Source organism: Klebsiella sp. CB_Kp196, assembly GCF_040061575.1.
GTDB lineage: Bacteria > Pseudomonadota > Gammaproteobacteria > Enterobacterales > Enterobacteriaceae > Klebsiella > Klebsiella michiganensis.
This window is the reverse complement of sequence record NZ_JBEAFH010000001.1, coordinates 169,576-189,396: the sequence shown is the minus strand read 5'-3', so window position 1 is coordinate 189,396 and position 19,821 is coordinate 169,576. Positions and strand designations below refer to the sequence as shown.

Sequence of the window (19,821 nt, the reverse complement as noted above, 5' to 3'; positions counted from 1 at the left end):
CTGCGGGCAGAAAGGATAATTAGCGCCATCATAATCCCAGCGGCAAGGAAATGAAATCACCGCGGCGGCGCTCTCTGTCCTGAAACGGGCGTTTAACTGGACTTGCAATTAGCCCGGGACGGTGCAGAAAATTTGTTGGTTGATATTTGCAAAGCCCGTTTTTTGTTCCCAAACTGAATGAACACCGGGCGACTTTCTTTAAGGATAAAACGATGCGACGTTGTCTGCGGCTAGCGTGGGGAATAGCGTTTATTTTCGCCTTGTCGGTACAGGCTGAAACGAAGGTCTATGGCGAGCAGCGCATCAGCGGCTGGTGGAGCTGGTTGAAAAACGATGTCTCGCAGACCTGGAATGAGCCGCAAAACTACGATTTATATCTGCCGTTTCTCAGCTGGCACAACCGCTTTATGTACGATAAAGAGAAAACGGATAACTATAATGAAATGCCGTGGGGCGGAGGTTTCGGCGTTTCCAGATATAACGCGGAGGGTAACTGGAGCTCGCTCTACGCCATGATGTTCAAAGATTCGCACAACGAGTGGCAGCCGATTGTCGGCTACGGCTGGGAAAAGGGCTGGTATCTTGATAGCCGTCGTGACTTTCGCCTGGGTCTTGGCGTCACCGCAGGGATCACCGCCCGCGATGACTTTGCCAACTACGTACCTCTGCCGATTATTTTGCCGCTCTTCTCCGCCAGCTACCGCCGTCTGAGCGTGCAGTTCACCTATATTCCCGGCACCTATAATAACGGCAACGTACTGTTTGCCTGGCTGCGCTACGGTTTTTAAATGCGCAGGCGGCCATGACCTGAACCGGCGAGCGTCAAATCGTAATCACTTTTTTGACCACCGAATTGGACAGCGCGAGCATCGAAATCAGTACCGAAGTGATAAACGTAAGGACAATCAGCATTAATTTTGTCCCCAGCGAGTTAATCGGGATAAACGCGGTGAGCAGGTGAAAAACGGAGTAGTGGAGAATATAGACGCCGGTCATCGTTTTGCTAATGGTGGCGAGAAGGGTCTCTTTAAACTCGCTGTTTTTGCGAAACCGCACGCCGTTGGCGGCAATAACCAGCGCAACCACCAGAATATAGATTTGTGAACCGGTCAGAATGAACGCATTTCTGTCGGCCTTAAACAGGGCGAAAAAGAAATGCCGCTCGTAAAACCAGGTAAAAAGGTAAATAAACGGAATGGCGATCATCGCGCCTTTGACCACTTTTTCTCGCCTGAGCCAGTCGGCGACCAGCGGGTCGCTGAACAGCTGACCGGTCAGATAAAACAGCAGCCAGGTCCACAGGCGGTACTGCGGCGCCAGGCTCAGCGCATGAACATCCGGGTACAGCGCGGACAAAAGATCGTAACCATACGAGAGCAGCAGCAGCGTGAACACCGCGGCAAAGAACGCTGTGCGTCTTTGGCTGAGCCACTCGATAACCGGGTGAAAGGTGTAAATGACGATAAACGCAAATACAAACCACGGCTGGATAAGATAGCCGCGCTGGTAGGGCTCCCAGAGATAGTACACCGTCATCCAGAACAGAAAGACGATCACCACGCTTTTGATTTTGCCCAACTGCCATTGTGAATCGTGGCGAGACTGTGAATCCAGATAGCCCGCCACCACAAAAAACAGCGGCGTGGCGATAGTGGAAATAAACGTCAAAAACCCGAGGATCCAGTGATAGTCATAATCATAGCTATCCCAGGTGTTGTAAATGGTGAAGAAGGTCACCGCCGTCATGCATCCCAGCGTTTTAATAATATTTAATCCGGTACTGTTCATGGTTGTCGCTTCATATTCTGATTGTGGAAACAGGCGTAGATTACCGGCAGAACCAGCAGCGTCAGAATAGTAGCAAAACCCAGACCAAACATGATAACGACCGCCATGCTCTGGAAGAAAACGTCGAGTAATAAAGGCGCCAGGCCGAGCACGGTGGTAAACGCCGTCAGCAGGATAGGGCGCAGACGCGAAGTGGCGGCATCAATAATCGCCTCCTGCTGCGCTTTTTCCTGTTTCTGCTGTTCAATCTCTTCTACCAGCACGATGCCGTTACGGATCAGCATTCCGCTCAGGCTCAGCAGACCGATTAACGCCATAAACCCAAAAGGGATCCCGGTGATTAAAAAGCCCGGCGTTACGCCAATCAGCGCCAGCGGCACGGTCAGCCAGATGGCGATCGCATTTTTCAGCGAACTGAACATCAGGACGGTGATGACAAACATCACCAGGTAACCCAGCGGCAGGGTAGTAAACAGCCCCTGCTGCGCCTCGCTGGAGTTCTCCGCATCGCCACCCCACTCAATGCTGTAACCGTGCGGCAGAGCGAGCGCATCAATCTGCGGCTTCACGCGGGACAGGATATCCCCCGACGTCTGGTGGCTGAGCGGGTCGGGATCGGTCTGTACCGTCAGCACCCGGCTGCGATCGCGGCGCAGGATTAGCGGATCTTCCCATTCAAGGTGAAAGCCGCTGACCACGTTACTGAGCGGAATATACTGCTGGCGGCTCTGGCTCCAGACCAGCACGTTATTCAGGTGATTCGCGTCCTGGCGCTCGGCGGCGGGCGGGCGGACGATCGTCGGCAGCAGGTCGGCTCCCTCACGGTACAATCCAACGCGGCTGCCGGAGAAGTTCATCTCCAGGGCGTTATCAATATCCTGTTTATCAACGCCCAGCTCGCGCCCAAGCGCGGGGGAGTACTGCGGACGAATAACTTTGCTACGGTTTTGCCAGTCGTTGCGAACGCCGTCGGTGGCCGGGTCTGCGGAGAGGATATCGCCAACCTGGCTGGCGAGCAGGCGCAGACGGTCGGGGTCCGGACCTTTAATCCGCACCTCGATGGCGCTGTCGCCAGAGGGACCGAACATCACGCGCTTCGTGCTGGCGTTTACCTGCGGGTAGTTGCGCGCAATATAGCGATCCACATGCTGCGTCAGGGCGGCAATGCTGCGCTGGTCGTCCATGCGCACCATGATCTGCGCATAGTTGCTGTACTGCCGTTGCCCGCTGTAGGTGAGGATAAACCGCATGCTGCCCTGACCTACGGTGGCCACGGTGGTGACCACGCCCGGCTGGCCGTTAATGGTGGTCTCAATATCGCTGGTCATCTTTTCGGTGGTCGCGATATCGGTACCGTAGGGTAGCCAGAGATCGACAAAGAAAATGGGCGTGTTTGACGAGGGGAAAAAGTTTTGCCGCACCGAGCCGAATCCCCAGATAGCGGCGGCCAGCAGCGCCGCCATGACGGTCAGCGTAATGGTTTTGCGCAGCAGAAGAGCACGCAGAGCCTGCTGGTACAGACGGTAAAAGCGCCCGCCGTACGGGTTGGCGTCGGCCCGCGCTACCGGCTGTGATTGATTTTTAAACAGCCACCATTTAATCAGCACCGGGGTAATGGTCAGCGCCGAGAACCAGCTCAGCATGAGCGAAATCAGCAGCACCTGGAACAGCGATTTACAGTATTCCCCGGTTGAGTCCTGTGACAGGCCAATCGGCGCAAAGGCGAGAATGGCAATCACCGTGGCCCCCAGCAGCGGCAGCGCCGAACGGCGGATCACGTAGTTAATCGCCATGAGCAGCGTTGACCCCTGCTGGCGGGCGATCAGCACGCCTTCGACGATGACGATCGCGTTATCGACCAGCATGCTCAGGGCGATAATCAACGCCCCCAGCGAGATACGCTGCAGCTCGATACCCCACAGGTACATGATCAGCAGCGTACCGAGCACGTTGAGCGCCAGCGACAGGGCGATAATAATGCCGCTGCGTACGCCCATAAAGATCAGCAGCACGCCAACCACAATCGCCAGCGCCATCAGGAAGTTGGTGATAAAGCCGTTGACCGAATGGGCGACTTCCGCCGCCTGATCGTAGAACAGGTCAATGTTGATCCCGGCCGGTTTTTCCGCCGACATCTGCTCCAGCTTGCTTTCCAGCGCGCGGCCAACGTCAATCACGTTAACCCCGGGTATAAACGACACCCCCATAGTGACCGCCTGTCGGCCGTTGGCGTGGTAAATGCTGGAAGGCGATTCGCTCAGCCCGCGCGAGAGGGTGGCAATATCGCGCAGCCGCGTCGCCGTTGCCGAGCCGTGCGGGCTGATTAACAGGTCGCCAAGCTCGTCGAGGTTGGCAAACTCGCCCGTGGGATGCAGGCGAATCGATTCGCTGCCGGATTTAATCTCACCGGCGTTAGACACCACGTTCAACCTGCTCAGTATCGCCGCCAGCTGGTTGAGCGTGATTCCGCGGGCGGCCATTTTCGCCAGCGAGATATCGATGTTGATCTGCTGGGGGATCGCCCCGCCGATGGCGACTTTGCCGACGCCGGGGACCAGCACCAGTTCACGACGCAGCTGCTCGGCATAGCGAACCAGCTCAGGGTTGGTAAAGCTCTCGCCGGAGAGGGCAAAGAAGAAGCCAAAGACATCGCCAAAATCGTCGTTCACAAACGGAGCGGCGACGCCGGGAGGGAACTGGCGGGCGGCGTCGCCCACCCGGCGGCGCAGTTCATCCCAGATTTGCGGCAGCTCGCGGGAGTGGTAGCGCGAGGCGATATTGACGGTAATTTGCGACAGACCGTTGGAGGAAATTGAGCTGACGTTGTCGAGATACGGCAGCTGCTGCAGCGCGTTTTCCAGCGGCAGGGTGACTTCTTCTTCCACCTGCTGCGCCGACGCGCCGGGATAGTGGGTGACCACCACCGCGGTTTTGATGGTAAACGCCGGATCTTCCAGGCGGCCAATATTCAGCAGAGCGAAGATCCCGCCGATGCCCAGCAGCAAAATGGTCAGCCAGACGCGGACCGGGTTGTTAATAAACTGGCGGGAAATATCCATTACAAACCTCGTTCACGCGTCCAGATACGAACCGGCTGTTGCGCATGTAATTCGCTGACGCCTGCCGCCACGACACGCTCGCCGACGCTGAGCCCTTCGGTAATCACCACGCCCTGAGAGGTCACCGGGCCCACGCCGACTTTTCTCTCTTCCAGCTTGAGCTGGTCGCCGCTTCCCTGTACCACCCAGACGTGGGGCTCATTGCGCGGGCGATTATCCGGGTTAAACACCGCTTCAACCGGCACCACCACCGCGTTTTGACCGGCGCTGGCGGGCAGGTTTGCCAGATTGACCGTCACCGTTCCGCTTACGCCGCCCACCGAGGGAAAGTCGGCCGGCCGCGGCATAGTCAGTATGATTTGCCAGGTGAGCGTGCTGCTGTCGCTGCTGCCAGTGTGCTCTTTATATTCAGCGGTAAACTGGCGGTCCGGCATGGCGTTAATTTTGACGACAGGACGATACTGCGCGTTGCGAATATCGAGCGCGGTAAAGAGATTTTCCGGAACGCTAAACACCACGTCGAGCAGATCGTTTCGCGTCAGAGTCACAATTGGCTGCCCGGCGGCAACCACCTGATGGTTACGTACCGGCACGTAAGCGGCAACGCCGCTGAACGGGGCGGTCAACGTCATTTGCGACAGCTCTTCGCGGGCGATTTTCAGCGCGGCGTTAGCGGCGTCGCGGTTGGCCCGCTGGATATCCATTTCCGCCTTTGAAATCGCCTGACGCCCGGCCAGCGTCTGGAAGCGATCGAACTGCCGCTGGGCGAGGGTGGCGGCGGTTTGCCGTTCATTCACGCGCTGCTGCGCTTCCCGGGCGTTGAGCCTGGCAAGGGGCTGCCCCTGAGTAATATTGGCTCCCTGACGGACATCAAGAGATTCAATCTGCCCGCCGCGTTTGAAAGATAAATCGGTGGAGTCCCCGGACTCAATGCGGGCGGGAAATACGCGCTGCTGCGCATCACCGATAGCCACCACCTCGGCGACTTTGACCATCCGCGGTAACGGCGTAATTTCAGGCGCTTTCCGATCGCAAGCCGTTGTTATTAAAATAACAAGCGGAATGAGAGAAAAATAACGGTTCACTGTATTCCCCTCGAAGTAAAAGGCTATGTTTTACATATTATTCACAATCGCTGTATTTATTCAGCGAGGGCCGAGACAACGAAATAGGTAATTAAACCGGTAGCCGTACAGGCGATTATTGCCAGGGCAATAAACAGGCTCAGGCGAAACAGACTGTAACCGAACATCGTTCCTCCTTTAGCGCTAACGCTTAGCTAAGTAAATTCTTATCGTAATAATTATTGTGGGGCGACAGAAAGTGAACAAGCCACTGATAATGAGGATAGTCGTAGTAAAACGGAAATGTTAAAAAGAGCAAAAATTACGGCGATGGCGACGATTTTACGGGGTTTGTAGTCGAATTGTCTGGCTGCGCCTGACTCTGTGATATTTTTCAATATATTAATTGGCGACTTAATAATGTTTATCGTGGTGTGCTACGTTTAATTATACCTACACGTCTTGCAGATTTTGTTCTTGAGATCTTTTCCTCAGCGCCATTGCCCGGGCTGTTTTCACCACCTTTTTTTATAGGTAATAAAAGGATTGTCTCTATGTATAAAAATATCCTCGTGCCGGTTGATGTGTTTGAAATCGGTCTGGCGGACAAGGCCTTGTCCCACGCCCAATTCCTTGCGCAAAGCTCTTCGGGACAGATTCATCTGGTACACGTCATTCCCTCTTTTTCTCCGGTGCTGACGCGCGGTTTTATTTCCGATGCACGAAAAATGGAAGACTATCTGATTAATACTGCTAAGGAAAAGCTGGCAGAGCTGATCAAGAAACTCGCGCTGACGGAAAAGGATATTCAGATTCACATTCGCAGCGGCAACATTCGCGATGAGGTGACCAAACTGGCCGATGAACTGAAAGCGGATGTGGTGATCATCGGTTCGCGTAACCCGAATATTCAGACGCATCTGCTGGGGTCGGAGGCGGCAGGAATCGTTCGCTATGCCCATGTTCCGGTTTTTGTGGTGCGTTAAGGGCGGCCTGTGGCTGTCCTGATTTCCGTTACAGGAGTGAGGAGATAACTATGAATACAGAAAAACCGGGCGGCCCGTTCTATCAGCTCTCCGTAGAAGAAACCCTGACCAGCACCAACAGCACTCCGGAGGGCATCAGCGGCGCCGAGGCGGCGACGCGTTTGCAGCAGTATGGCGAAAATGCGCTGCCGCAAAAAGCGGGAAAGCCGGCGTGGCTGCGCTTTCTGGCGCATTTTAACGATGTGCTGATCTATGTGCTGCTGGCGGCGGCGCTGCTGACGGCGGTCATGGGGCACTGGGTGGATACCCTGGTGATCCTCGGCGTGGCGGTGATTAACGCCCTGATCGGCCATATCCAGGAGAGCAATGCGGAAAAATCGCTTCAGAGCATTCGCAACATGCTTTCCAGCGAGGCGGTGGTTATTCGTCAGGGCAACCATGAAACGATCCCGACAACCGCTCTGGTCCCCGGCGATATCGTCGTCATCCGCGCAGGCGATCGCATTCCCGCCGACCTGCGGGTGATCGAAGCGCATAACCTGCGGGTGGAAGAGGCGATTCTGACCGGCGAATCGACGGTGGTGGAGAAAAGCACCGAGGCGCTCAGCGGCGAACTGCCGCTAGGCGATCGTACCAATCTGCTGTTTTCCGGCACCACGGTGAGTTCGGGCGGCGGAAAAGGCCTGGTGGTCGCCACCGGCGGCGATACCGAGCTGGGCCATATTAACCAGATGATGTCGGATATCGAAAAACACCGTACGCCGCTGCTGGTGCAAATGGATAAGCTCGGCAAAGCCATTTTTATCATCATTCTGGTGATGATGGCCGCGCTGTTTGTCTTCAGCCTGCTGTTCCGCGATATGCCGGTTTCTGAGCTGATGCTGTCGTTGATTAGCCTCGCGGTGGCGTCGGTGCCGGAAGGTTTACCGGCGATTATCTCGATAATCCTCTCGCTCGGCGTGCAAACCATGGCCCGTCAGAAGGCGATTATCCGCAAGCTGCCCACAGTGGAAACCCTTGGGGCGATGACGGTGATCTGCTCGGATAAAACCGGAACGCTGACCATGAACGAGATGACGGTGAAGGCCGTTATTACCGCCGATAACGTTTATCGCGTAGAGGGCGACAGCTACGAACCGGTAGGGAATATTCATCCGATCGATGAGCCCGATCCGATAACCGTTGCCCCCGGCACGCTGCTGGAACGCTATCTGCGCACCATCGATCTGTGTAACGACAGTCAGCTTATCAAAGACGAAAGCGGGCTGTGGAAAATTACCGGCGGCCCGACCGAAGGGGCGCTGAAGGTGCTGGCGGCGAAAGTCCCGCTCCCGACGGTCAACACCGAGCTGCGCAGCAAAATCCCCTTTGATTCACAGTATAAATATATGTCGACGCTGTACCGCATCGGCGATGAAGAGATGATTTTGATTACCGGCGCGCCCGATGTCCTGTTCCGTCTGTGTCAGCATCAGCAAACCGACCATGGCCTGGCGCCGCTCGATCAGCCTTACTGGGAAGCGAAAATCGAAGAGTACGCGCGGGAAGGGCTGCGGATGGTGGCGGCGGCGTGGAAACCGGCAGCCGACGGGCAAACGGAGCTTAGCCATGAGGATTTGCAGCAGGGCGTCATTCTGCTGGGGGTTGCCGGGATGATGGATCCGCCGCGACCGGAGGCGATTACGGCGATCGGCGACTGCCTGCAGGCCGGGATCCGCGTGAAGATGATCACCGGCGACCACCCGCAAACCGCGATGAGCATCGGCAAGATGCTGGGGATCGGCAATGCGGAAAACGCCATCACCGGCAGAGAACTGGAGGTGATGGACGATACCCAGCTCAGCGAAGCGGCGCAGAAATTCGATATTTTCGCGCGTACCAGCCCGGAAGATAAATTCCGCCTGGTGCAGGCGCTGCAAAGCAGGAAAGAGGTGGTCGGGATGACCGGCGACGGCGTGAACGACGCCCCGGCGCTGAAGCAGGCCGATGTCGGTATCGCGATGGGGATTAAGGGCACCGAAGTGACCAAAGAGGCCGCGGATATGGTGCTGACCGACGATAATTTCGCCACCATCGCCAGCGCCGTCAGGGAAGGGCGTCGGGTATACGACAACCTGAAGAAAACCATTCTCTTCATTATGCCGACCAACCTGGCGCAGGGGCTGTTGATCATTATTGCGCTGCTGGCGGGGAATTTAATTCCGCTGACGCCGGTGCTGATCCTGTGGATGAACATGGCGACCTCCGCCACGCTGTCGTTCGGCCTGGCGTTCGAAGCGGGCGAAAAGAACATCATGCGGCGTCCGCCGCGCGATCCCAAACTGCACGTAATGGACGGCTTTGCTATCTGGCGGGTGATTTTTGTCGGTTCGATGATTGCCGTCAGCGCCTTTGTGCTTGAAGCCTGGCTACAGCCGCGCGGCTATTCGCCTGAGTTTATCCGCACGGTGCTGCTGCAGACGCTGGTCACCGCCCAGTGGTTCTATATGCTCAACTGCCGGGTGGCGGACGGCTTCTCGCTGAGTAAAGGGCTGCTGGCGAACCGGGGGATCTGGATTGTCAGCGGGGTGCTGCTGGTGCTGCAGCTGCTGATTATCTACGCGCCGTTTATGCAGATGCTGTTTGGTACCGAAGCGCTGCCGTTCCGCTACTGGGTTATCACCTTTATTATCGGTTTTGTGATGTTCCTGATTGTGGAAGTCGAGAAGCCACTGACCCGGAGATGGCGTACGGCCTGATATTGAGCAGAACGCGGCATTCCCGGTAGCCCGGCTAAGCGCAGCGCGAGCCGGGCTACCCGTGATGTGATGATGGGTTCCCCGGGCAGGCGCAACGCGCCGTTCCCGGGATAACCTCGTTGCTTGCAATTGAGATTGATATTAGCAATCATTATCACTACCAAGAGTGTGCTGGAAACAATTAACCGATGTCGCTTCGCAAGTTTTGTTTTGCTTCTCCGCCGAAAGGGCGGATTTTTATCGCCGCGCTGGTCTCCACGCTTTATGGCATTAACGCTTACGCCAGGCCGGATATGCGCCCGCTGGGGCCGAATATCGCCGACCGCGGTTCCGCGTATTATCACTTCAACGTTGCTTATTTCGATTCCCTTGATGGCGAACGGCATTATAAGGTCTGGACGGCGATACCGAACGCGGCGCCGCCCGCGCAGGGGTATCCGATTCTGTACGCCCTGGACGGCAACGCGGTGATGGACCGGTTGTCCGACTCGCTGCTTGAGACGTTTACGCAAAAAACGCCGCCCGTTATTGTGGCCATCGGCTATCAAACGAATTTGCCCTTCGCTCAGCCCGCCCGAGCCTATGACTACCGGCCGAAAGTCGAGGAGAATCCTGCCGACGCCGGATGGGACCGACGGAAGAGCGGCGGCAGCGAGGCATTTCGCCAGCTATTAGAAAATACCATCGTGGAAAAAGTTGAGCGCGGGATCGCGATCAACCCTCAGCAGCGGGCTATCTGGGGGCACTCCTATGGCGGATTATTCATCATTGACGCCTGGCTGGCGTCATCCCGCTTCCAAATCTATTTTTCTGCCAGTCCTTCTCTGGGACGGGGTAACGCCTCGCTGTTAGCAAAAATGGCCGCGGCGAAGGCGGATGCGTTTAACCGGAAGACCCTGTACCTGATGGAGGGGGCGGTTGCGACCCAGCGGGCCTCTTCCACAGGGGCAGAAGAGATCCGGAGCAACGTTCTGCAGACGGTTTCCCTGCTCAAGAAAAATGGCGTGGCGGTCAACTGGTGGCCCTATCCCGGGCTGTCTCACGGGGAGATGTTTAGCGCCTCGCTGCAAAGCGCGCTGCTGGCGATGAGCGGTTTTCCCCGGGGCTCGGGCAATTAGTCGAAGATGCATTTTCGCATACCGCCGAATGAGAGCAGGGCGCATTAACTGGCGAGCCCTGCTGTTCCGATGCTTAAGGCAGCTGACGATAGGCGTCGTCGGCGACCGGCTCCAGCCATTCGTTAGACGCACCTTCGGCAGGGACGGCAACGGCGATATGGGCAAACCAGCTATCGGCGGCCGCGCCGTGCCAGTGCTTGACGCCGGCGGGAATATTCACGACGTCCCCAGCGGTAAGCTCGCGCGCCGGTTGATTCCACTCCTGATACCAGCCGCGACCGCCGGTCACCAGTAAAATTTGCCCGCCTTTATGGTGGATATGCCAGTGGTTACGGCAGCCGGGCTCGAAGACCACGTTACCGATATTGACCCCTTCCGTGGAGAGCATATTCAGGTAGCTGGTACCCTGAAAATACTGCGCATAGGCCTCGTTTTTCTCCCCCTTGGGGAAGATACCGTTACCGTCAAATTGTTGGTTCATGATGTCTCCACATTTCAGTTTCGGGCTTTTAAGCGGCCCCTTACGACTCGTTGAACAAAGTGTAGAGAAGGTTTGATTAAATGATAAGATGCGCAAATGTGAATACACTAGTGCACAAAATTCACCAATAATGAGCAAAGAAAAACTCAACGACCTGCAGGCTTTTGCCACGGTGGCTCACGAGCGCAGCTTTACCCGGGCGGCCGCGATTCTGGGTGTTTCCCGGTCAGCGCTGAGCCATACGCTGCTGGCTCTGGAAGCGCGTCTCGGGGTAAGGCTGTTAATCCGCACCACGCGCAGCGTTTCGCCAACCGATGCCGGGAACCGCCTGCTGGCCGTTCTGGCGCCGCGGCTGAATGAAATCGAAGCTGAACTGGCTTCTCTGCGCGCTTCACGAGATAAACCCGCCGGAACGGTACGCATTACCGCCAACGATCATGCCATCGTCACCGTGCTGTGGCCGCGTCTGCGGCCTTTATTAACGCAATACCCGGATATTCATATTGAGTTCAGCGTCGGATACGAGCTGACCGACATTGCCGCCCAGCGTTTTGATGCCGGCGTACGGATGGGCGATCAGGTAGATAAGGACATGATTGCGGTGCGCATCACGCCCGATGTGCAGATGGCGGTGGTTGCCGCCCCCGCTTATCTTGCCGGCAGGGCGGCAGTAAGACGTCCTGAGGATCTGATGGCGCATAACTGCGTTAATTTGCGTTTGCCCACCCATGGCGGGCTTTACGCCTGGGAGTTTGAAAAGGGAAGTCAAAAGACCAGCGTTCGCGTTGATGGGCAAACCGTTTTTAACAATACCTTTCTGATGATTCAGGCCGCGCTGGACGGAGCAGGGATTGCCTATGTTCCTCACGACTTAGCGGCGAAATATATCGCCACGGGGGAACTGGTACCGCTACTTGCCGACTGGTGCCCTCATTTCCCGGGATACTATCTTTACTACCCGGGCCGACAGCATCTTCCGGCGGCGTTTACGCTGGTGGTCGACGCGCTGCGCTGGCACCGCAGGGGGTGATCCCGGCTGCGCGATGGCTGCCGGGCTTCTTAAACAGGGAGCCTCTGACCGGGATGGCGTTACTTATTATTGGAATTGGGAACATGCTGCTGCATCAATTCAACGATCCAATCAATAAAAACACGCAGTTTGGCGTTGACATGGCGGTTTGGCGGAAACGCCAGGTACAATGGCATTGGACTGATACGCCATTGTTCAAATAACGGAATTAAAGCGCCACTGGCCCGATGTTTTGCCGCCATATAGGTTGGCAGCGCAATCACGCCTAAGCCAGCGAGCCCCGCTTCGAGGTAAGCATTGCCATCATCCACGGCAAGTACATAGCGGCCTGTGATTTCAATATGTTCACTCCCACTGCGCAGGACCAGAGGCTCAATCTTACCGGTGCGCGAGGACAAGAATCCCACTATGCGATGGTCGGTGTTTTCCAGCTCTCGCGGGTGCGCAGGGGCGCCAAGGCGTTCCGCATAGCCAGGGGCGGCGTAGACGCCGATTTGCAAATCGCCGACATGGCGCGCGATCAGGGACTGGTCGTTGATGTCGCCACCGCGCAGGACGCAATCCACGTTGTCGCCGATCAGGTCCACCACCCGGTCGCTGACGCCCATGTCGAACTGGATGTCAGGGTAGCGCGCGTGGAAAGCCGGTAGCGCCGGTACCAGGACGAGGCGGGCCAGCGGACTGGGCACATCCACCCGTAGCCGTCCTCTGGGGGTCATCGCCGCACTGGACAGGCTGTTTTCAGCATCCTCCATGTCCGCCAGCAGGCGGATGACGCGCTCGTAGTAGACCGCGCCATCGGCAGTCACGCCGAGCCTGCGGGTGGTGCGATGGAGCAACTTGACGCGCAGGCGCGCTTCCAGCTGCTGAATGAACTGCGTCACCGTGGTTTTACTCATATGAAGCGTTTGGGCAGCCTTTGTGAAGCTCCCTGCTTCCACCACGCGAGCAAAGGCGCGCATCGCATCGAAACGATCCATTCCTTATCCCCCTTTTCACCGATTGTTTGGATTTTACAAACAATGATGGACAAAGTCGCTTGTTTATCCGCCCGATCCCGCACCTGTAAAGTGTCTTTACGTTCACCGGGCTGATTTTGCCCCATTGCAGAGGTACAAACATGACAGCACGCGAAGCCGTTTTTCCCCTCGGTCGGCAGGCGCTCTATGAGCGCAATCGCTATTCACCGGCCATCAAATCCAATGGTTTCTTGTTCGTTTCCGGGCAGGTTGGTAGCCGCGAGGATGGTTCGCCTGAGCCCGAACTAAAAGCGCAGGTCAGGCTGGCATTCAATAATCTGAATGCTGTTCTCGCGGCTGCGGGCTGCACGTTCGGTGACGTGGTTGACGTGACTCTCTTTGTTGTCGACCCCGAGTCAAATCTCGACGCTATCTGGAGTATCCTGCCAGAATATTGGGGGGAAGCGCCTTACCCTACGTTGACCGGGATCGGCGTGACGTGGCTTTATGGATTCCAGTTTGAGATTAAGGTGATTGCCAGGCTGCCCTGCGCGTGACGGGGCTTTCCGCCAGTCAAAAGATAAGACAGAGGAAAATTTATGAAAGCAGCGGTCTATGACGTGGAAGGCGCTCCCGGCGTCCTGAAATATGTCGATGTCCCGGAGCCGGTCACAGGGCCCGACGACATTCTGATTTCTGTCGAGGCTATCTCGATTGAGGGTGGCGATTTGATCAACCGCCGTTCAACGCCGCCGCCGCTTCCTTCATGGATCGTTGGCTACGCGGCCGCGGGCACAGTTGTTGCCGTCGGATCGAAAGTCCGAAGCCGTACGGTTGGGGACAGAGTCGCTGCTTTTCACATGCAGGGATCGCATGCGGAACGTTGGGCTGTGCCCGCGGAACGCACCTGGCTTATACCCGATGGGGTGGGAATGGCAGAAGCGGCGGCATTGCCGATTTCATTTGGAACCGCGCATCATTGCCTTTTCACGCGAGGCATGCTCCGGCAGGGAGAAACCGTTCTTATTCAGGCCGCAGCGGGTGGCGTGGGGCTCGCGGCCGTTCAGCTTGCCTCACAAGCAGGCGCAACGGTCATCGCCGTGGTAAGCGGAACGCAGCGACGAGGTCGGTTGCGTGAACTTGGTGCCGATCATGTTGTGGATCGTACAAAGGATAACATCGTGGACAGTGTCCGACAGTACACCCATGGCACCGGTGTTGATCTCGTCATCGATCCGGTGGGAACGACGTTGCCTGTTTCGCTTTCTGCACTCGCTCCGGAAGGACGTCTGGTCTTCGTCGGTAATGCCGGCGGCAACAGTCTGACTGTCGACTTATGGCCGGCAATGCAGTCTAACCAGACGCTCATGGGGGTATTCATGGGACCTCTTTTTGCAAGGCATGGAGTTCGAACAAGCGTGGACGAGATGCTGCAGGCTGTAGCAGCAGGGCGCGTCACGGTTGTCATTGACCGCATCTTCCCCCTGGCTAACGCTGCCGCGGCCCACGAATTTGCTGAGACAGCGAAACCGCTTGGCCGGATCGTGATGAAGCCATGACGCGCGTTTGACCAGGATGAGTGCGTGGCGGCAGGATGCTATTAGAAGCGCTTTTCGGATGGTACTAACTTTCTGATTTTGAGGCGTTAAGGGAAATTGGGGGCACGCCGTCCTCGAATCCGCTTGACCTCAAAATTCTTCCGATGTGGAGGAGAAAATGAAAATAAAAAAGCCTGCTTCAAAAGCAGGCTTTTCAAATTTGGCTCCTCTGACTGGACTCGAACCAGTGACATACGGATTAACAGTCCGCCGTTCTACCGACTGAACTACAGAGGAATCGTGTGAACGGGGCGAATACTACTGGTCTCGGATTTTTGTGTCAACCATAAATTTAACTTGCTGATTCAAATGGCTAAATTTAGTGCAGGTCGTTGTTTTAGTGTACTGCCGGGCTATTGCCGTCATCCGGTGGAGTATTCTCACGTAATCTCTCCAGCGGATCCTGGCGATAGAAAAGGCAAAAACGCTGCCAAAGCGCGGGAAAACGCGGGGCGAACAGCTCTGGCGCGCTAAAGAAGTATTCAGAGAGCACGGCGAAACATTCGCCAGGATCGGTGGCCGCGTAGGCGTCAATACTGGCGGCGCTTTCACCGACCAGATCGATCTCATCCTGAATATTGTTCATGGCAGCATGGAGATCGTGTTCCCAGCCTGCCACCTCGCGCAGGGGGATAAACGGCACGCCGCTCGCGCGATCGCCATTGCGGGTATCCAGCTTATGCGCCACTTCATGAATAATCAGATTGAAACCGGAAGCGTCAAAGGAGTCCTGAATATCCAGCCAGTTTAGAACAATGGGCCCTTGCTGCCAGCTTTGCCCTGATTGCACGATTCGCTGGCTATGCACCAGGCCGATATCATCTTCCCATTCGTCGTCGACAACGAACGGGGCAGGGTAGATAAGCACTTCGTGAAAACCATCTAACCACTCGATGCCCAGTTCGAGAACCGGCAGGCAAAACAGGAGCGCGATACGTGCGCTCTGTAGGGGAGTGAGCTCCAGCCCCTGTAATGCAACCAGACGCTTCTGTTGCAAAAAGCGGGATGCCATTTGCGCCAGCTGCTGCTGCTCATGGTCGGAGAGGTTGGCTAATACAGGGATGGCAAGCGCCTTTTCCCAGGGGATTTCCGCGTTGCCGGACTCTTCATCTACTTTCCAGGGCCATTTAAACATCATATTGCTCGCAAAGTCGTCACTTGAACTGAATTAAAGAGACAGGAACTATTAAAATGCCAAAGAACCTGGCATTATAGCAACCTCAACAGCGGAGAGATGCCGGAGCGGCTGAACGGACCGGTCTCGAAAACCGGAGTAGGGGCAACTCTACCGGGGGTTCAAATCCCCCTCTCTCCGCCACTATTCAAACACTTAGCTCAATTCCATTCAACGACGCGTGTCACACTTGGCATGGTGTTGGTATACTTTCTTGGTATATTACTTCATACATATCACTCCGTTACTACAAATCAAGCGATAGCATTTTGTCATAAAATGCGGTCTTTGTTTTTTTTCTTGCCATATACGTCTCCTGCTATAAACTCAATATCTAATGTTTTTGAACATTTTTTTGTATGAAAAGAGGGGTTATGACGAACGCGATACTTTGGTATGAGATTAAGAATATCGGTAGCTTTGAAGATGAAGGAGGGTTCGTTGACCTTACTACTACAGCTAAGGATAAGAAAAAAGAACTGTGGGTCGATGTTGATGGACACAAGGTCAATTTGATCACTGCTATCATGGGGGCGAATGCCTCTGGTAAGACAACACTCCTTAAGCCTATGTCTTTTTTGAGTTGGTTTTTTTGGTCTATACCAGCAAAAGTAACTGATTATTTGTATCTAAATATCAATCGACCATATGTTAATCCAGGGATGATTAAAATATGTTTTGTTTTAGATGGTAAAGTATACACATATATAGTCACTGCCTGCGATCATTTTGTAATAAAAGAAGAACTATATGTAAAGAATGAAAATAACAAAAATATATATGTTTTCAAGAGGAAATTAGACAAAAAGAATTATAAAAAACAATTAGATAAAAGCAGTGATGAATTCAGCACTAAAGAGGTTGAAGAGCTATTAAAAACAATAAAATATGATTATATTGAAAAAGCTGAACTTTTCCCTTTAGGTATAGAAGAGGGTAAAAGAACACCAGCTAATACAAGTATAATTTCTGCTGCTAGGCGAGTAGGAGTTCCCTTAGCTATCAATATAGCTGAAAAAATGAGCAATACCACCAACGTAAATGCAATGGGAAGGTATAGCTATGATTATGAAGATTTAGGTACAACAGCAGAGGAGTTATATGAAAATCCTATAGCGTTCAAAAGCGTTAAAAATATTCTACGCAAATGGGATTTAGGCTTGGATGATATAACTATAGAGAAAGAAGAGAAGGTTGATATAAATGGTGAGAAGGATGTTTATTACCTTTTGAATGGTGTTCATGAAAAAGAAGATGGTACTAAATTTGAGTTGCCATTTGCTTTTGAATCTGCTGGAACACAGAGTGCATTTATCAGGTTGCACAATATAATGCAATGTCTGAAAAAGGGGACGGCATGTTTTATTGATGAACTTGGTGATGACTTACACCCACATATGGTCAAACCCATATTGGAATTATTCATCAGTAAAGAAACAAATCCTTTACATGCACAGTTGATTTTTACTTGCCATAAACCTGAACTTATCAATTACTTAGGTAAATATAGAGTATTGATTACCGAGAAAAAGTTCAATAAAAGTGAATGTTATCGGCTTGATGATTTCCCATCCAGTGAAGCGCGGGTCGATGATAATATTGCAGCTAAATATTTGGCGGGTGCATTTGGTGGAGTACCAGATTTATGACCAAGCCTAGACGTGCAAGACGTGGAGTTGAACGAACTAAGTTATTGATGTGTGAAGGAGTAACTGATAAAAGATTTGCTGATAGTTTAAAACGCCTTTTAACAACTAGGGCTGCAGGATTTAGTGTTAGACTAGATGATGCTGGTGGAGGCGGGCCTAAATCCGCGATAATGGCAGCTATAAATCATGCTGGTGGTTTTGATAAAAGAGTTGTCTTTATTGATTCAGATCTTGCAATTCCCAATGACGCATTAGCTGCGGCTAGGAATAGGGACATAAAAATCATTCAATCCTCACCACTATGTTTGGAGGGGTTTTTAATGAGATTAATGGGCCATAATCAACAATTCATCAATTCTCAGGAAGCGAAAGATTCATTTCATAGGTTTTATAATTTGAGGAATGTTGTAACTCAAGAATGGTATGAAGAGTATATAACACTTCAACGCATAAACTCTGTGATTAGAGACGATCGACATATTTGCCGAGAGGTACTAAATGACTTATGCAATGTATTCACTGTGTTTTAAAACTGCTCTAGCGGGCAGTTTGATCAAATGGTGCTAGATCTAATGTCGGCGATTTTTTGATATTTCTAACATAAACCAAAACTTGACTTTCTGTTTTATGTCCTGAAAATAATTTTTGTCTCTACTTGACTCTTCATAAACTGATATCCCCTTGACTTTGAGATCATGAAAAGTACACGACAGTTTTCTATCTGGTTTTTTTCCTGCTGCTTCCCTTGCGGTTTCCCACAGATCGTTAAATCCGCTTTTCGAGTATTTGGTTTTTTTGCTGCTACAGATAACCGTTTCCCGCCCACCCAGAGTTTTTGCAAGTTCGATAGCGTTATGAAGCCGTTCTGTAAATAGACCCGTTTTAGTTCCAGGCATTTTTTGAGATCCCGGCCAAATTGACCCTGGCCCAAATTCAGTGCAGTGCTAAATCAGAGATCCTCGTCTTTCCGGAGACTTCGGATGAATTCAGCCGGAGTCATGTCATTTAATGATGAATGCGTTCTCTCATGATTATATTCCCTGCGCCAGTTGTCGAGTTTGTCCTGCGCATCTTCCAGCGACAGGAACCAGTGAATGTTCAGGCATTCATCCCGCAGACTGCCATTAAATGACTCAATAAACGGGTTATCCGTTGGTTTTCCGGGGCGGGAGAAGTCCATTGTGACACCGTGCTCATACGCCCATTTATCCAGAATTTTCGAAATAAACTCGCTGCCGTTATCTGTCTGAATACGTACCGGCAGGCGCTTGCCCAGCACCCGCAACCCTTCCATCACACCGACCACATCCTCACCTTTCAGCGACTTTCCGGCATGGATCGCCACACACTCCCGACTAAAATTATCCACTACAGTCAGCGCCCGGAAACGTCGTCCGTTAAACAGGTTATCCGACACGAAATCCATACTCCAGCACTGATCGACACCGGTCAGGACCGGACGTTGCTGACGATGTGCTGCACTGACATGCCTGCGCGGGCGTTTTCTGCGCAGGTTGAGGCCTTCCAGACAGTAAATCCGGTGTGTTTTCTTGTGGTTAACAGGCCAGCCTTCCCGCCGCAGCTGAATATGAATACGCGGGCAACCGTAGCGGATCCGGGTTTCCGCTATTTCCCGGATACGCAGGGTTATCGCCCGATCATCCCGCCGGCTCTGCCAGTGGTAAACGGTTCTGCTCTGCATCAGCAGTCCGCATCCCCGTCGGACACTGATACGGTAAGCCTCCCGCAGAAAATGCACCGCCTGACGCTTCTGAGCCGGCCTCAGAACTTTTGTTTCAGTACCTCCTGCAGCATCTCCTTGTCCAGACTCAGGTCAGCCACCAGTTTCTTCAGCCGTTGATTTTCATCCTCCAGTTGCCGCAGACGCCGCAGTTCGGTCACGCCCAGACCGGCGAATTTCTTCTTCCAGTTATAAAAAGCGGCTTCAGAAATCCCCATCTTTCGGCAGACTTCCCCGACACGGGTGCCGGTTTCGGCCTGTTTCAGCGCAAACGCGATCTGTTCTTCGGTATAGCGGGTCTTTTTCATGGCGATGTGCCTCTCTGTGAGATGGAAGAAAGACCGGAGACTTCAGTTTAGTCTGGCACTGTTTTCAGGGAGGAGATCAGGAAGCATGGTTGACTGTCGAGCGCTGTGAGGTGATAGAGAGACTTATG

At 53.7% G+C, this 19,821-nt stretch carries 17 protein-coding genes and 2 tRNA genes; 10 read left to right on the top strand and 9 right to left on the bottom strand.

Annotated features, from left to right (window positions below):
• Positions 1-212 precede the first annotated feature (212 nt).
• Positions 213-788 (top strand): lipid IV(A) palmitoyltransferase PagP, encoded by a 576-nt coding sequence (pagP, locus tag ABLU87_RS00930; protein WP_025106074.1) that lies wholly within the window; start codon positions 213-215, stop codon positions 786-788.
• Positions 789-822: 34 nt separating this feature from the next.
• Here the strand turns inward: pagP and ABLU87_RS00925 are convergent, their stop codons facing one another.
• From ABLU87_RS00925 to ABLU87_RS00915, 3 genes are read right to left on the bottom strand one after another with little or no spacing between them, the layout of a single operon-like run.
• A complete protein-coding gene (locus tag ABLU87_RS00925; RefSeq protein ID WP_160741211.1) occupies positions 823-1,746 on the bottom strand; it encodes an acyltransferase family protein in 924 nt (307 codons plus the stop codon).
• Positions 1,747-1,784: 38 nt separating this feature from the next.
• Positions 1,785-4,847 (bottom strand): efflux RND transporter permease subunit, encoded by a 3,063-nt coding sequence (locus ABLU87_RS00920; protein ID WP_049083413.1) that lies wholly within the window; start codon positions 4,845-4,847, stop codon positions 1,785-1,787.
• Entirely contained in the window at positions 4,847-5,932 is a 1,086-nt protein-coding gene (locus ABLU87_RS00915; protein ID WP_064375759.1) for an efflux RND transporter periplasmic adaptor subunit, read from the bottom strand. Before ABLU87_RS00915 ends, ABLU87_RS00920 begins: the two co-directional genes overlap by 1 nt.
• A gap of 533 nt (positions 5,933-6,465) precedes the next feature.
• Between ABLU87_RS00915 and ABLU87_RS00910 the strand changes: the two genes are divergently transcribed.
• The 3 genes from ABLU87_RS00910 to ABLU87_RS00900 all read left to right on the top strand — a co-directional run bounded on the left by ABLU87_RS00910 (position 6,466) and on the right by ABLU87_RS00900 (position 10,753).
• Positions 6,466-6,897, top strand: coding sequence for a universal stress protein (locus ABLU87_RS00910; protein ID WP_047723422.1), 432 nt, complete (start codon positions 6,466-6,468; stop codon positions 6,895-6,897).
• A 50-nt stretch (positions 6,898-6,947) separates the two neighbouring features.
• Positions 6,948-9,635, top strand: coding sequence for a cation-transporting P-type ATPase (locus ABLU87_RS00905; protein WP_014838863.1), 2,688 nt, complete (start codon positions 6,948-6,950; stop codon positions 9,633-9,635).
• A 188-nt stretch (positions 9,636-9,823) separates the two neighbouring features.
• Entirely contained in the window at positions 9,824-10,753 is a 930-nt protein-coding gene (locus ABLU87_RS00900; RefSeq protein ID WP_128335063.1) for an alpha/beta hydrolase-fold protein, read from the top strand.
• A gap of 73 nt (positions 10,754-10,826) precedes the next feature.
• Here the strand turns inward: ABLU87_RS00900 and ABLU87_RS00895 are convergent, their stop codons facing one another.
• Positions 10,827-11,234, bottom strand: coding sequence for a cupin domain-containing protein (locus ABLU87_RS00895; protein ID WP_049070312.1), 408 nt, complete (start codon positions 11,232-11,234; stop codon positions 10,827-10,829).
• A gap of 127 nt (positions 11,235-11,361) precedes the next feature.
• Between ABLU87_RS00895 and ABLU87_RS00890 the strand changes: the two genes are divergently transcribed.
• Positions 11,362-12,264, top strand: coding sequence for a LysR family transcriptional regulator (locus ABLU87_RS00890; protein ID WP_029946881.1), 903 nt, complete (start codon positions 11,362-11,364; stop codon positions 12,262-12,264).
• Positions 12,265-12,323: 59 nt separating this feature from the next.
• Here ABLU87_RS00890 and ABLU87_RS00885 read toward each other — a convergent pair whose 3' ends face one another.
• Positions 12,324-13,244: a LysR family transcriptional regulator gene (locus ABLU87_RS00885; protein ID WP_128335064.1), complete on the bottom strand. Its 921-nt coding sequence runs from the start codon at positions 13,242-13,244 to the stop codon at positions 12,324-12,326.
• Positions 13,245-13,384: 140 nt separating this feature from the next.
• Here ABLU87_RS00885 and ABLU87_RS00880 point away from each other — a divergent pair, with 140 nt between their 5' ends.
• Both ABLU87_RS00880 and ABLU87_RS00875 read left to right on the top strand, forming a co-directional pair.
• Positions 13,385-13,780 carry a RidA family protein gene (locus ABLU87_RS00880; protein ID WP_047723433.1) on the top strand — a complete coding sequence of 132 codons (396 nt, stop codon included), beginning with the start codon at positions 13,385-13,387 and terminating at the stop codon, positions 13,778-13,780.
• Positions 13,781-13,822: 42 nt separating this feature from the next.
• Entirely contained in the window at positions 13,823-14,782 is a 960-nt protein-coding gene (locus ABLU87_RS00875) for a zinc-binding alcohol dehydrogenase family protein (RefSeq protein ID WP_048260954.1), read from the top strand.
• Positions 14,783-14,982: 200 nt separating this feature from the next.
• Here the strand turns inward: ABLU87_RS00875 and ABLU87_RS00870 are convergent.
• Both ABLU87_RS00870 and mtfA read right to left on the bottom strand, forming a co-directional pair.
• Positions 14,983-15,058: transfer RNA gene (locus ABLU87_RS00870), tRNA-Asn, on the bottom strand.
• Between the two features lie 100 nt (positions 15,059-15,158).
• Positions 15,159-15,959, bottom strand: a complete 801-nt coding sequence (mtfA, locus tag ABLU87_RS00865) for a DgsA anti-repressor MtfA (protein ID WP_161505340.1) — start codon at positions 15,957-15,959, stop codon at positions 15,159-15,161.
• A gap of 90 nt (positions 15,960-16,049) precedes the next feature.
• On the opposite strand from mtfA, the gene ABLU87_RS00860 reads away from it, so the two are divergent.
• From ABLU87_RS00860 to ABLU87_RS00850, 3 genes are all read left to right on the top strand, one after another.
• Positions 16,050-16,139, top strand: a tRNA-Ser gene (locus ABLU87_RS00860).
• Positions 16,140-16,369: 230 nt separating this feature from the next.
• A complete protein-coding gene (locus tag ABLU87_RS00855) occupies positions 16,370-17,644 on the top strand; it encodes an ATP-binding protein (protein WP_224266631.1) in 1,275 nt (424 codons plus the stop codon).
• On the top strand, positions 17,641-18,174 hold the full coding sequence (locus tag ABLU87_RS00850; protein ID WP_348865898.1) for a hypothetical protein: 534 nt from the start codon (positions 17,641-17,643) through the stop codon (positions 18,172-18,174). Before ABLU87_RS00855 ends, ABLU87_RS00850 begins: the two co-directional genes overlap by 4 nt.
• 39 nt (positions 18,175-18,213) lie before the next feature.
• Here the strand turns inward: ABLU87_RS00850 and ABLU87_RS00845 are convergent, their stop codons facing one another.
• Positions 18,214-18,540, bottom strand: coding sequence for a hypothetical protein (locus ABLU87_RS00845; protein ID WP_224294151.1), 327 nt, complete (start codon positions 18,538-18,540; stop codon positions 18,214-18,216).
• A gap of 53 nt (positions 18,541-18,593) precedes the next feature.
• Positions 18,594-19,693 (bottom strand): IS3 family transposase gene (locus tag ABLU87_RS00840; RefSeq protein ID WP_128335078.1). Its coding sequence is split into 2 segments (ribosomal slippage): positions 18,594-19,438 and positions 19,438-19,693, totalling 1,101 coding nucleotides; the frame shifts between segments, so codons are not numbered across the junction.
• Positions 19,694-19,821 lie beyond the last annotated feature (128 nt).

Coding starts and splice junctions, on each gene's coding strand:
- ABLU87_RS00880 (WP_047723433.1), top strand. CDS start 13,385: ATGACAGCACGCGAAGCCGTTTTTCCCCTCGGTCGGCAGGCGCTCTAT.
- ABLU87_RS00885 (WP_128335064.1), bottom strand. CDS start 13,244: ATGGATCGTTTCGATGCGATGCGCGCCTTTGCTCGCGTGGTGGAAGCA.
- ABLU87_RS00845 (WP_224294151.1), bottom strand. CDS start 18,540: ATGCCTGGAACTAAAACGGGTCTATTTACAGAACGGCTTCATAACGCT.
- ABLU87_RS00855 (WP_224266631.1), top strand. CDS start 16,370: ATGACGAACGCGATACTTTGGTATGAGATTAAGAATATCGGTAGCTTT.
- ABLU87_RS00900 (WP_128335063.1), top strand. CDS start 9,824: ATGTCGCTTCGCAAGTTTTGTTTTGCTTCTCCGCCGAAAGGGCGGATT.
- ABLU87_RS00850 (WP_348865898.1), top strand. CDS start 17,641: ATGACCAAGCCTAGACGTGCAAGACGTGGAGTTGAACGAACTAAGTTA.
- ABLU87_RS00920 (WP_049083413.1), bottom strand. CDS start 4,847: ATGGATATTTCCCGCCAGTTTATTAACAACCCGGTCCGCGTCTGGCTG.
- ABLU87_RS00875 (WP_048260954.1), top strand. CDS start 13,823: ATGAAAGCAGCGGTCTATGACGTGGAAGGCGCTCCCGGCGTCCTGAAA.
- ABLU87_RS00895 (WP_049070312.1), bottom strand. CDS start 11,234: ATGAACCAACAATTTGACGGTAACGGTATCTTCCCCAAGGGGGAGAAA.
- ABLU87_RS00925 (WP_160741211.1), bottom strand. CDS start 1,746: ATGACGGCGGTGACCTTCTTCACCATTTACAACACCTGGGATAGCTAT.
- mtfA (WP_161505340.1), bottom strand. CDS start 15,959: ATGATGTTTAAATGGCCCTGGAAAGTAGATGAAGAGTCCGGCAACGCG.
- ABLU87_RS00905 (WP_014838863.1), top strand. CDS start 6,948: ATGAATACAGAAAAACCGGGCGGCCCGTTCTATCAGCTCTCCGTAGAA.
- pagP (WP_025106074.1), top strand. CDS start 213: ATGCGACGTTGTCTGCGGCTAGCGTGGGGAATAGCGTTTATTTTCGCC.
- ABLU87_RS00910 (WP_047723422.1), top strand. CDS start 6,466: ATGTATAAAAATATCCTCGTGCCGGTTGATGTGTTTGAAATCGGTCTG.